The sequence below is a fragment of the Novosphingobium sp. PC22D genome (genome assembly GCF_002556635.1).
Lineage (GTDB): Bacteria > Pseudomonadota > Alphaproteobacteria > Sphingomonadales > Sphingomonadaceae > Novosphingobium.
In genome coordinates, this window is the sequence record NZ_MWMO01000029.1 from 17,243 (window position 1) to 29,116 (window position 11,874).

Here is an 11,874-nt window from a genome sequence, read left to right on the forward strand (position 1 = left end):
AGGCCAGATGGTCGAGATCTTCACGGTCGGGGGCGGCGACTACCTCGTCAATGTCTTCAACGCGGTCGCCGCCTGGACCGGGAACGGGGGCTACAAGAGCCTGCTACAGGTTGTCCTCGTCATGGGGCTCGGACTTTCGGCGCTGACGCTCGCGTTCAACCAGGACTGGCGCGCGTGGATCAACTGGTTCCTTGGCGCAACGCTCATCTATTCCTGCCTCATGGTTCCGCGTCTCGACGTGCATCTTACAGACCGGCTCAATCCCGGTCTTGCGCCGGCCGAGGTCGACAATGTCCCATTGGGCCTTGCGCTCATGGCGAGCTTCACCAGCCAAGTCGGTGATTATCTTACCGGCTCGGCCGAGGTCGTGTTCGGCCTGCCGGGCGATCTCAATTACTCAACCAACGGCATGATCTACGGCGCGCGGCTCTACGATGCGACCAGAAGCCTGCGGATCTCCGACCCCGAATTTGCCGCAAATCTCGACGAGCATTTCCGTCAATGCGTGTTCTACGACGTGCTGCTTGGCCGCTATTCGATGAAGGATCTGGCCGAGGCGAGCGATATCTGGGCAACGATCGCACCGGGTAGCCAGGCACGTGCGCAGCGCTTCCTGACGCGCGATCCGTCGGGCACAGTCACGTCCGGGATCGTCACCTGCCGCGAGGCCTACACCGCACTCAGCACCCAGTGGACCTCGCTCATCGACGAGATGGGCACGCTGTTCGGGCGCCAGCTCTATCCCAATCGGACCGAGGCACTTGCCAAAGCCAAGCTCATGGCGGACCTGCCGGTTGCCTACCAGTATCTCGCCGGAGTCTCGGCAAGCGCGTCCGATATCCTCAAGCAGACGCTGACGATCAACGCGATGAGCCAGGCGATGCACGCGATGGCCGGCGCGAGCGGCACAGGCGCGGTCGATGTCTACGCGCAGACCCGCGCCGACATCCAGACCGAGCGCACCTACGCCTCGATCGCGAGCAACGCGATGAAATGGGTGCCGCTGCTCAACATCGTCCTCACCGTGCTCTTCTACGCGCTCTTCCCGGTGCTGTTCCCGCTGTTCCTCCTGCCCCGGACAGGACCGGCAGCGCTGAAGGGCTACATGACGGGTTTCTTCTATCTGGCCGCATGGGGTCCGCTTTTCGTCATTCTCCACATGATGCTCATGGCCAAGGGCGCGGCCGATGTGAGCGCAGCCGCGGCCGGCAACGGCCTGACGCTCGCAACCTTCACCGGCATGGCCGATGTGAATTCCGACATAGGGGTGCTCGCGGGTTACCTTATCGCCTCGGTGCCGTTCCTTGCCGGCGGGGTCGCGCGCGGCGCGCTCGCGATCTCGAGCCAGGCGACCAGCTACCTCAATCCCAGTCAGAACGCGGCAGAGGAAGCCGCACGCGAAGCGAGCACCGGAAATGTCGCGCTCGGCAACACCAGTCTCGACAATTCGACGATGCTGACCCGCCAGTTCGCGCAAGGCACGATCGCGCCGAGCTTTGCCTATGGCGCGGGCCAGACCCGTACGGTGAGCGAGAGCGGCTCGGTCGAAACCGGCTTTGCCGGGGCGAGCTTCGACCAGGTCCCGAATTCAAGCTATCCGTTCGCGCCGAGCCTTGGCCAGGAATTTACCTCGCGGCTCTCGACGCTCGCCTCCGAAGCGCGCTCGAACAGCGAGACCATCTCCAACATTGCCGCGCAATCAACGTCGAACGCTGTCACGCGCTTCAACGAACTGCGCGATCAGGTCAACCGCGGCAGTGCCTTCGAAAACACCACCGGGCAGTCGAGTTCGGACAGCATCCAGACCGCATTCAGCGAAGTGGATCAGGTTTCCCGTTCGCTGCAGCGCCAGTTCGGACTGTCGCGGCGCGCGGCCGATGATATCACGACGGCCTGGTTCGTAGGTGGCGAAGCAGGTGTCAGCGCTGGCGTAACCAATGGGGTTGCCTCCGCGAGCGCAGGTCTAAAGGGCGGTGGAAATCGCACCTGGACAGATAGTGACATCGGTATTGCCTCCGAAGAACGCGGGCGAATTCTGGGCAGTCTCCAGCAGCAGTCCGACAGCCGGAACTGGTCGAGCACACGCGATGGCTTTGTGCGCACCATCAGTTCGACAACCAGCGGATCGCTCTCCAGCGCGGTCAACGGACTATCGACCTCGCTTACCGAAGCCGAGAGTTACACGCGCGAAGCCCGTCGAGCCGAGGAAATCGCCAACCGGCTGGAGACGCAGGCCTCCCTGTTCGAAGGCAGAAGCGCCGCCGGCTCGCTGAACCTCTCCCAGGCATATCGTGAGTGGGGTCTCGCCGAGATCGAACGCAATCGGGATTACTATGGGCCGGTCCGGTTCGACGACATCGATTTCCAGCTCAGCGCAAAAGGGCAAGCGCTTCAGGGCAAGTTCGTCGCCAACTATGCCGATGACCTCAAGGCTCAGATTGAGGACAAGCTCGTGCTCTCCTCAGATCCAGCCATCAGTCGGCCTGACATCACTGGTGAAGCCGGTGTCAGAAGCGGCGTCAACGTCGGGAGCAGCGGCGCCTACTCGGCGCCTGAAGTGGATTTAAGCGGTATTCGCAATGAAGTCGAAGCAGCTCGCACTTCGGGAGCACAAGGGATTGAGCGGACACAGGCAGAATTGCAGCGCGTGACCGGCAGCGCTCGGGGGGCAAGTGCCGATATCGCAGATCAGGTAAAGGAATGGGATGGTCCGGACGAACCGGTTACCAAAGGCCAGCCTGCGCGCCCGCGAGGAAGGCGAAGCCGAGGAAAATCACAGTGACGCAAAAGATCGTCAGCTTGCGGCCCCAGGGATCGGCCCACGATTTGCGCAGGCGGTATTGCATCAGGCGGTCCTCGCGGATCGCCTGATCGATTTCAGCGAAGCCTTCCCACCGCTGGGGCGGGACCTCAGTTGCCTTGTTGATGTCGAAGTCGGTCATCAGCGCATTCATGTTCGTTACTCCGGCAGAACATACAGGAAACGGATGCGTTGCGCGAGGAAATAAGGAAGGCTCCAAGGCAACATTATCGTCCGAGCGCCCCTTCACCTCTCATGACCTAGGTTGCGGACACTCCGGAACGGCGGCTTGGGAAACGCCAAGGACGAAAAGCTGCCGTTCCCATTGATAGATGACATTGTCGGCAACGCGCCCCAATCTCAGTCATTCGTTTGCCGGGCGTGATCGCTCAAAAGCTGACGTCAGACCGAGCCCACATCGGTGTAGTGCCGCTCCCTTGGGAGAACGCTCTCGTCAAAAAACCGCGCGATCTCGTCCTTAAAAATATCGAAATCTCGGTCCGCTGAGCCCGGAAGTACAGACAGCGCCCGATCGTAATCGTCCATTTCAACAGTTCCGTCCTCGCCAAGAGGCTCGATCCGGAAACACTTGTCTGGTCCTAGCAGAAGCTTGGTCTGAGCTGTTGCGTTGTCGGTCGTCAGGAACATCGCTGCTTTGATCGCCGCGCGCCAAGAGACTGCGCCGCCTAGTGCTGCCTTAGGGCGCAGCTCGAACGGCGGATTGCCTGTGCCGACGCTAAGGATATCAATTTGGTCAGGCGAAATCTCGTACGCGCTCAAGACGTCCACGAGCGCCACCATCACCGGGTTATTCGCCCATACGCCGCCATCAATGAAAATACGACCAGACGGCGAGTGCTCGTGCCCTTTCAAATAGGTTGGGGCCGCCGAGGTCGCGCGGGCGACCTCCCAGGCGCGCGTTTTGTAGTCGTTGCGAAAGTCCGAGTGATGGTCGGTCTTGAACACCGCAATTTCGGTCTTGGGAACCATGAAGGCAGGGATGACCACCCGCGTCGTTGCTTCGCCAAGGGAATGGTCGCCGAACCGGAGCTTCAGCGCCTTTTCCAATTCCCCGTGATCGAGATGCGGCCGGAACAACCAGCGAAAGCCTCGCCACCATCGACCGATGCGGTCTGTCGGCAGCGGAGGAAATATCTTGCGCCCGTCATTCACGTAGAAATCCAAAATGTCCGACGTGGAGAAGCCGAGCGCGAGGCCCAGAGCGATTATGCCGCCAGTGGAGGTTCCGGCGATCATATCGAAATAGGATGCCAAAGGCTTGCCAGCGGCCAGTTCCTGCTCGCATCGGGAAAGGAATTGCGCGCTGTAGATGCCCTTGATGCCTCCGCCGTCGAGCGAAAGTATCTTGAAAACCTTGCCACGCGGCCAAGGCTGACGGACCCGGCGAGACGCCAGGCTTCCGGCGCGGCGATCAGTGAACATCAGCCACAACCGCGCGAACGGACTCCGCTTCGGCGACCGTCATCTGCGCGACCGACTCGTACCCGACGCTTGGTCCTAGCCACTCCCCGGTAAGGTGCCACAACTCGTAGTAGTGCAGCCACTCGTTCGCCCACTTTACCGTGGTCTCCGCGATAAGATCCGCGTCGCTCCACTCCCGCCCGTCGGGGTCGAACAAACAAAGCCCGGACTTTTCAGGGTTGTCCGAATCGAACATCAGGTGCGGAATCTGGTCATAGGTGCCTCCCGGCCGAGGCTCGATCGGCGGTTCGGCAATAATCACATAGGGCCGATCAATCTTGCCCGGCCACCACAATATGCTCACCGCATAGGCTTGCGCGCGCGGCTTGAGCACTCCGCGCCAGATCACAAGGCCGTTATCGTGGCGCCGCCCGTCGAAGTTCGGCCACAGGCGGCGCATGGCATTCAGTTGTGCATGGGTGGACCGTGTGCCATCAGCCACCCGGGGCATCTCCCTTCGACGGTAGCCGACCGGGATGGAAGCGGTGCTGGGGAATTGGCTGTGTATCCGGCTTCGAGGCAGCGATTGCCGGCGTGTAGATCGTGCCGGAACCCGGCTTGATGAGCAGGTCGTCCCCGCTGGTGTTCCTCCGGTCATAGCGGTCCTTGAGGATACGGCGTTCTTCCTGCCCGAACCGTTCACCAAACAATTGGTCGATCTTCTTCAGGATCGCGCTTTGCGAAGAGCTGTTCATTTCTTCGATCGCGTCAGCCAACAGGTCGAGATGATCCGCGGCCGTGCTCATGTCGGCTTCCGCCTCCGGCCACGGTCGCGGCCAGCGATCATTAATCTTGTCGGGCGGGTAGCTCGGATTGGCTTCGCGAGGCACCGTGCTGCGCGCCAGATGCTCGCGCAGGCTATTGGAGATGAACTTTGACAGGGCATAGAGTTGAAGGGTCAACCCGCCGCGGACCAGGCCCATGTCGCCAGTGAGCTTAGTGAGCCAGATCGACGGGGGCCGTTTTAGGCGTAAGCGCGCGTAGCAAAGGTTGAGGTACCGCTTTAGAAGCTTCAGCGCGACTGCTTCCTGCGCGTCGATGCGCGAGGGAATCATCGGCGGCAGCGGTACTTGCTCGGCGTCGGCGAGAATGCGGCGCTCCGCTTCGTCGAGAACGATTAGACGAGACACTCCAGCCGCGTCGCGCGCAGCTTTAAGCTGTTTTTCGAACGAGTGTTCGCCGATGCCCACAACGGTTCGAAACCAACCAGTGAATCCCCAGGGATTCGAGTCGACACGATAAGCTGATCCGGTGTCCGGCGAGTGAAAGATGTGGCCGGGCCGCTGACCGCTCAGGCGCTGCCGGCGATCCATGATTGTGACGTCCATGTGCATAAACGCGAAGCGGACCTGAACACAGCGGGTGCAACGAACAACCCCGATAGCGCCAGGGAAATTTTTCAGCGTGTCGAACAGCTGGTCGAGCGGTTCACTCTCTGACCAGTGAAGCGGTACGTCGATTTCCACGATCGCATCAACGTCGAAACGGTCGTCGTTGTCGCCGCTCAAGATTGTCGTGCTGGTTGCGACAGAACCCTGCGCATAGATCAGGCTTTCGCCATCGACGAGATATGGCCGCAACGGACTCGTAGGACGTTCGACATGTTCTTTGAGTCGCCGATAGCGGTTTTCCGCGATCTCTCGATCGTGCGGGCTGAGTTCGATGAGGACAGCCAGATCGAGAAGAATTTCGTCCAGAGTGGATGTATCAAGTTCGCGGGCGGGAGCAGTCGCCATTGTACTTTATCCTTTCAGGGAAAACGGATCGTTTTCGGAATCCTTGCGCTTGCGAATCCGGCCAGCGGCCACAGGTCGGTTGAGGCTTCCCTTTCGGTGCGCAATGTGCGATTCGCGTGTCATTCGCACAGGCTGACTTGCAGCAGCCCCTGTGTCAAGTGTGTCATCAGCACGGGATTGTATGAAAAGTTTTGAAGCGAAGTTGGTAAAGGCCGTCGCCGAGAAGCGGGAGCGTTTGGGTCTGAGCATTCGAGCCCTCTCAGCGCAGGTGGGCATCAGCTTCTCAACGCTGGCACGGATCGAACGTGGCGATGGATCGCCAGACACGAATTCCAAGATCCGCTTATTAGAATGGCTAGGTGAGGACGCTGCGGACCTAGGTCACGATTTTGAACGCGTCGCACAGGTCCACTTCCGCGCCATGAAAAACGTGCAGTCGGGAACGGTCCAGTCGCTGCTACGAGCGGCGAGCTGTCTTAAGGACGAATTCGGCGCGGACGGCGACGATGTGGCCAACGGACCCGTGCCGGTCGCGGACGCAGAGCCCTATCCCGAACTTTCGAAGGATCAGTTGGAAGCCATCGCTTCGAAGTTTCGAAGTGACCTTGGACTCAGTGAAACCGATACGCTCGAACCCTTGGAAGTCGAGGTGGAGGGTGTACAAGTCATCCGCCTGACCGAAACCGACTGCCTTGATGGGCGGACCCTACGCAAACTCCGCGACGATGCATGCTCGGAATGGTCAGCAATGAGCCTGCCTCTTGATCGCGAAATGGAGATGTGGGTCGTGCTCTTAAATGATTGCCACACTGTGGAACGACAGAGGGTAACATTGCTCGAGGAGTATTGGCACATACTTATGGGACACAAGCTGACCAAAGTCTCAAGAGTGGCTGAGGCGTATGGACGTACCTATGACAGTGCTGAGGAACACGACGCCTATTATCTGGCTTCGGCGTCCTTGCTTCCTCGCGAAGTCGTTCAGAAAGCTGTTACCGACGGTGTAGCGGCGCCCGTTCTGGCAAAGCGGTATGGGACATCACCACAGTTGGTGGAGTATCGCATTAAACGTCTTGGCCTGTGGCGTGAACATGCTGGTAAAAAAGTTGCCCTCAAAAAGGAGTAATGCGTTTAGGCTTTGAGAAATATTTGCGGTGTCCGCTTTCACGAAACCTTGGCTAACAGTCGGCGGTCCGCTTCCAGCCCAATCACTTCCATTTAGCGATGAAATCAAAAATCTTCGACTTTCCCTTCAGTTAGTCTCGTCAGGGCCTTCACCGTCAAGATCAATGAATCTCCCGATCTTTCTCGCACGAAGAGGCGACTTTTCTGAAATGCGCTTCAGCGCTTCTCTAGAGGCCTGATCGATAGCAGCAGCCTCCGGTCGATGGGATCGTGCAAGCTGGCGAATAATCTCGATTGAGTGCCTGACCTCTTCGCCCTGCAAAGCCTCGAACATCAGCTCAAAATTGTCCGGGCCTTGGCGTGCCATGAGCATGACATCGCGCTCGTCGTAGGCTCTCCGTACGCCTATTTCTCGCAATACATCGAGCGGATCTCGGTCATCAACGTAGTTTGCGCGTGCTTCGGCGAACGCAGCGCGAAGCGTATCCTCCACCCTATCTCCGCCACTGAAATGAGAGCCAACGTCAAAGAACTCCGGCCTCTGTGAAGCATTCGCTTCTATGTAGGCTTTCGTGACCTCTGCAGCTTGATCTTCCCTGCCACATTCGCGCAAGATGTAGATTGCACTATTGATGTTCACAGCATTGGTGAAGGCCGCGTCTTTCAGTGCGCCCTCGTAGACCGCGTCCAGGAAGACGTCGTCATCGGTGGCCAACGATCCATGATACAGTTCATGCCAAGCGCGGCTAAGCGCGTTATTGCGCGAGTTCGCCTTGAGTTCAGCTTCGAGCTGTTGAGCAGTTTCTCTTATATCGGCTTCAACGAAATAGCCCGCCTCTGCTCCGTCGATAACCGCCCTGTCGAGATCGTTTGCGTATCGAAACGGGTAGTCCGCCACGATCTCCTGGAAGCGCTTGAATTCGGGATCGACAGGTTTGTCGCCAAAATGCGCGCTCATTGACAGAGCATTGTAGCGCCTCATAACATCGATCGGCGGTGCTAGCTTCGGCTGCTGAACAGACCAACTGGCCAGAACTAGCGTCGCAAGCGCTTCATCCGCGATGATCGGATCATAGTTGTCGAGGATCCGAGCGAGGCGCTTAGCTAGGCGCTCGATCTTTCTAATCACGCGGATATTGGTGATGTCCAACTGCTCAATACGGGAGCGGATCAAGTCGGCGAACGAAGCATCATGATCGAGTGCGATGTCGCATGCCTCTGAGGTGGTCGGCTCGAACTTCAGAGTGACATCAGCCACCTTTTCAAGCTGTCGCGCGAACTCGTCTTGATCGTCGTGCTCTTGGTCGTTGAGCAACAAGACGACTTTGCAATGGCGCTCTTCCTTGAGGAGGGACGCAAGACCGAGAACCTCTCTGGTCCCTAAGCCGTCGCCGGCACGCTCAAGGTCGTCGAAACAAATAAGCTGATTCCTGACTGTCAGGATAGCCGCCTTGGCAAGCAGATCCGAAACGCCTTGACGATTGAAGAATGCTAGGGCGCCGTCAATTATTGGCTTTAGCTTGCGGCCAGCATTTCGGTCGCCAACCATTTCCCGAAAGGTCTCGGGACTGGGATCTTCGCCAATTGCATCGCCGGTGACGGTTCGCTCAAAGAGGGCGTAGCGCAAATCGTCGAGCGAGTTCAGACCAAAAAGCGAGACATAGGCATATCGCCTCATCGCCAGGTTGTTATCGTCGCGCGCTTTGCGCAGAAACGTGCGCCAACCAAATGTCTTTCCGACACCCCATTTGCCCTTGATGCAAAGGACCTCAGGGATCGGGTCCGAGAGAAACCGGCGGACCTCTTCTTCAACAACCGCGAGCGTCATGTTGACCTCCCAACCTTCTTATCGCCCTTCCCAATCGGTTGGTGAATGGACGCTCCAATTCCTATCTGTGGCGGCTACGTGGACGTAGTGGGACGAGGTCAAGCGGAGGAATGTCAATCTGATCTCAGCCCAGCGCCTCTCTTGCCTCGGCCAGATCGATCCGCGCCTCGTACGAGTGCTTACGCAGCAAATGCAGCAGGTTGGCTCCGTTCAATAGAGAAAGGGGCTTCGATGTCGCAAATTTGTGCGCATCTGGACCAAAGTCAGAAGTTGTCACGAGAATTCCTTTGGTGGCCCCTTCGTTCATGACAGTCCCGTACAAATCACGAACAGCAGTGACGCCGACAGTACGTGTGTAGCGCTTGGCCTGGATCACAATCTTGCCGCCACTGATTGGGTCGGGATCGAATGCAATCGCATCTACTCCCTCATCCCGGCTCGATTGAGTGACTTTGACCTCCCCGCCCCGCGAACTGAATTCTTTCTCGAACAGTTCGCGGATCAGGTGCTCAAAATCTTCCCAGTCCATAGCAGCCAAGTTGACCGAAGCATCGAGGGTATCGGCGATCTCGCGGCCATCGACGAAGCGCCGGTCGCTTTTGTCGATACTGATAATCGGCGGGATTGGCGCAAGGGCCGCCAACGAGGCGGCGGAAACGCCGCTCAAGGCCTTGAAGCAGGCCTTGGGTTCGACATGAGCGAGATCAATTTTCTCGAACTCGGCTCGCGAACACAAAACGGAAAGGATGCAGTTGCGGTTTGAAAGCCCGATGGCGGGGTTAATAGCGGTTACGAAGCCATTGAACGCCACGTTCTCGATGTTTTGGAATTCATCTGCTTCGAGAACCTCATGAATGCTCCGCAAGGCAATCTGATAGATCGTGTCTTCGAACAGATCCTTTTTTGCACGAACGGCGAGCAAGGTTTCCTTTAGTTCGCCGGTAGCTCGTACGAACCGGACGGTCTTCACGGTCGGGAGATCGTTGGGGTTCGGCAGCTCATACTCAATCAGCAAAGTCTTGTCTGGGGCTCGGTAGTCGAGGACGAACTCCTTCTCGATCAGACCGTGGTAGTCGGAAGCGTCCAGAACGAGAGAGGCATGTTCCATCACCGCTTCTTCATCGCCCCTTCGCAGGGATCCGATCAGGTCTTCAATCGCCCGGTTGTGTTCTGCAACTTCTTCTTCATGTGCTGCCTTGTCCTCAGCATGTTTGGTCAGGAATGCGGCCTTCTCCATCTCGTAGGCGACAACTGCCTTCTCGTGCACTTCCTTTCGAGCCATTTCGCGGCTTTGCCATTCTTCCATTCGAGCAGCGTAAGTCTCTTCAGCTTGCTGGATTAAGTCGGCCTTTTTGCCGAGCAATGTGTCCCAGAAGGTAATCTTCGGCTCCTCGTAGGCCGGTTCCTCCTCACGCTCGAGTTGCGGGCGCGGTCTGTCGAACTTGTTTGAACGCGCAAATCCATCCTTCCTGCGAAGCTCTTCCCAATCGACTGTGTCGTCGATCCCGAGGGTATGCGACAAGATATTGGAGAGCCGGTCGCGTTCGAGTTCTGCCTGCACCGTGAGGCGTTCCGCTTCCGCTTTGCCATCAGCAAACATCGTTTTTATGTTGTGCTTGTCCGTCTTCTCGTCCCACGAAGCCAGAAGCGCGTTTGCCTTCTCCTGCAGAATGGACAGGTCTGGAGCCCCGAGCTCGCGGTGAAGGTTCAAGGTTCGATGACGAAAGTCGATATAGTAGCGGAGGATGCGATCGCCCCTCGCGCTCCATTTGACGTGGAGATCACCCACCGAAATGTCGCTTAGATATCGGCTTTCGACTGTGATACTTGCCATGACGCCCCTTTAATCAGCTGCAATTCGCAAGCGTATCCGAACCAAGCCCACAGTTTTGGTTGCTTAAACCCGAATTTCATAATCTTTTCACCCCATGAAATCCTCAAGGCCCGACACCATATTGACGATTGGACTGCCCTACTGATTCAATATTGGAATTCTGAGAGAGGTAAAGCACATGACGAAAATCAAAGGCAAAAATGACGGTCCCGGCGGCCGCAATGAGCACTATGACATCGGAAGCCGAAAAAACGTTCCACGGCGGAACGCAGTGGCGGAGGTGAAACGTGGCGAGCATCCCGGTGCACACGTGGTGAAGATCAACAACCGCGAATATGTGCGCGACAACCCCGACAATTCGAAGAAGGATAATGTGAACGGGAAATAGCGCTCATCTTGTAGTTGAGACGGAACATGACAATTGAGTCTGAGTGATGGGCACCCTCTGCCTTTGGTCGAATGTCCGCTTCTTGAGTAACCACGCCGAAACTGGACAGTATGCAAACGGGCCAGTTACAGTCATCGTCGGGCTGCTGAATGAATGGCAGTTACTGACGGGCGAATTCAAGCCTGTGAATGACGGCTTTGTTCGCGGAGTGCGACTGATATAATATTTTTGGGGCGGGATGGCTGAGAGGGAGGCGACCGATATTGTGCCCCTCCAAAAGCCTGGTCCGTCAGATTCTCTCAGCCAGCCTGAAATCCTGTTTTTCGCAAGAGTTGTTGCTCCTACCATGACAGCCAGTTTGGGAGGCCACATGCTGCGAATTCTGATCGATACTTGCGTCTGGCTCGACATTGCCAAGGACTATCGCCACCTCAAAACACTAGATGTGCTCATCGACCTGATCCGCGATGGCGAAGCCGAACTTGTCGTGCCTCAACAGACGTTGGACGAGTTCGAACGGAACAAGGGGCGCATCGTCAAGGAGACCAGCCAAGGCATTAGCGCGGTCTTCAAGCGGGTCAGTGATGCCATTCGCCAACATGGTAGAGGTGGTTCCGCCTTCTTGGACAGTTTGGCGGCTGAGTTAAGCTAATCCCAGTTGTTGTTTATGCCGCCTGTTTG

Annotated in this window: 10 protein-coding genes; 4 read left to right on the forward strand and 6 right to left on the reverse strand. The window is 57.6% G+C overall.

The genetic code is table 11. The features are described from left to right. Nucleotides 1-7 precede the first annotated feature (7 nt). Nucleotides 8-2,782, forward strand: coding sequence for a conjugal transfer protein TraG N-terminal domain-containing protein (locus B2G71_RS22725; RefSeq protein ID WP_098108943.1), 2,775 nt, complete (start codon nt 8-10; stop codon nt 2,780-2,782). Here the strand turns inward: B2G71_RS22725 and B2G71_RS22730 are convergent. The 4 genes from B2G71_RS22730 to B2G71_RS22745 all read right to left on the reverse strand — a co-directional run bounded on the left by B2G71_RS22730 (nt 2,724) and on the right by B2G71_RS22745 (nt 6,018). Beyond that, a complete protein-coding gene (locus tag B2G71_RS22730; RefSeq protein ID WP_098108944.1) occupies nt 2,724-2,954 on the reverse strand; it encodes a hypothetical protein in 231 nt (76 codons plus the stop codon). The genes B2G71_RS22725 and B2G71_RS22730 overlap by 59 nt on opposite strands. A gap of 248 nt (nt 2,955-3,202) precedes the next feature. Then, nucleotides 3,203-4,243, reverse strand: coding sequence for a CBASS cGAMP-activated phospholipase (locus B2G71_RS22735; protein ID WP_098108945.1), 1,041 nt, complete (start codon nt 4,241-4,243; stop codon nt 3,203-3,205). Then, on the reverse strand, nt 4,233-4,724 hold the full coding sequence (locus B2G71_RS22740; protein WP_206049492.1) for a hypothetical protein: 492 nt from the start codon (nt 4,722-4,724) through the stop codon (nt 4,233-4,235). Before B2G71_RS22740 ends, B2G71_RS22735 begins: the two co-directional genes overlap by 11 nt. After that, a complete protein-coding gene (locus tag B2G71_RS22745) occupies nt 4,717-6,018 on the reverse strand; it encodes a nucleotidyltransferase (RefSeq protein WP_098108947.1) in 1,302 nt (433 codons plus the stop codon). Before B2G71_RS22745 ends, B2G71_RS22740 begins: the two co-directional genes overlap by 8 nt. A 181-nt stretch (nt 6,019-6,199) precedes the next feature. Between B2G71_RS22745 and B2G71_RS22750 the strand changes: the two genes are divergently transcribed. Further along, nucleotides 6,200-7,144, forward strand: coding sequence for an XRE family transcriptional regulator (locus tag B2G71_RS22750; protein ID WP_098108948.1), 945 nt, complete (start codon nt 6,200-6,202; stop codon nt 7,142-7,144). A 126-nt stretch (nt 7,145-7,270) separates the two neighbouring features. On the opposite strand, the gene B2G71_RS22755 is transcribed toward B2G71_RS22750, so the two are convergent. Together B2G71_RS22755 and B2G71_RS22760 are read right to left on the reverse strand one after the other, a co-directional pair. Further along, nucleotides 7,271-8,971 (reverse strand): hypothetical protein, encoded by a 1,701-nt coding sequence (locus B2G71_RS22755; protein WP_098108949.1) that lies wholly within the window; start codon nt 8,969-8,971, stop codon nt 7,271-7,273. 124 nt (nt 8,972-9,095) lie between these two features. Next, nucleotides 9,096-10,805, reverse strand: a complete 1,710-nt coding sequence (locus B2G71_RS22760; protein WP_098108950.1) for a restriction endonuclease — start codon at nt 10,803-10,805, stop codon at nt 9,096-9,098. Between the two features lie 178 nt (nt 10,806-10,983). On the opposite strand from B2G71_RS22760, the gene B2G71_RS22765 reads away from it, so the two are divergent. Together B2G71_RS22765 and B2G71_RS22770 are read left to right on the forward strand one after the other, a co-directional pair. Then, nucleotides 10,984-11,193 (forward strand): DUF3892 domain-containing protein, encoded by a 210-nt coding sequence (locus B2G71_RS22765; RefSeq protein ID WP_098108951.1) that lies wholly within the window; start codon nt 10,984-10,986, stop codon nt 11,191-11,193. Nucleotides 11,194-11,563: 370 nt separating this feature from the next. Further along, nucleotides 11,564-11,845, forward strand: a complete 282-nt coding sequence (locus B2G71_RS22770; RefSeq protein ID WP_141521671.1) for a PIN domain-containing protein — start codon at nt 11,564-11,566, stop codon at nt 11,843-11,845. Nucleotides 11,846-11,874: the final 29 nt, after the last annotated feature.

Coding starts and splice junctions, on each gene's coding strand:
- B2G71_RS22735 (WP_098108945.1), bottom strand. CDS start 4,243: ATGTTCACTGATCGCCGCGCCGGAAGCCTGGCGTCTCGCCGGGTCCGT.
- B2G71_RS22745 (WP_098108947.1), bottom strand. CDS start 6,018: ATGGCGACTGCTCCCGCCCGCGAACTTGATACATCCACTCTGGACGAA.
- B2G71_RS22760 (WP_098108950.1), bottom strand. CDS start 10,805: ATGGCAAGTATCACAGTCGAAAGCCGATATCTAAGCGACATTTCGGTG.
- B2G71_RS22730 (WP_098108944.1), bottom strand. CDS start 2,954: ATGAATGCGCTGATGACCGACTTCGACATCAACAAGGCAACTGAGGTC.
- B2G71_RS22750 (WP_098108948.1), top strand. CDS start 6,200: ATGAAAAGTTTTGAAGCGAAGTTGGTAAAGGCCGTCGCCGAGAAGCGG.
- B2G71_RS22765 (WP_098108951.1), top strand. CDS start 10,984: ATGACGAAAATCAAAGGCAAAAATGACGGTCCCGGCGGCCGCAATGAG.
- B2G71_RS22755 (WP_098108949.1), bottom strand. CDS start 8,971: ATGACGCTCGCGGTTGTTGAAGAAGAGGTCCGCCGGTTTCTCTCGGAC.
- B2G71_RS22725 (WP_098108943.1), top strand. CDS start 8: ATGGTCGAGATCTTCACGGTCGGGGGCGGCGACTACCTCGTCAATGTC.
- B2G71_RS22770 (WP_141521671.1), top strand. CDS start 11,564: ATGCTGCGAATTCTGATCGATACTTGCGTCTGGCTCGACATTGCCAAG.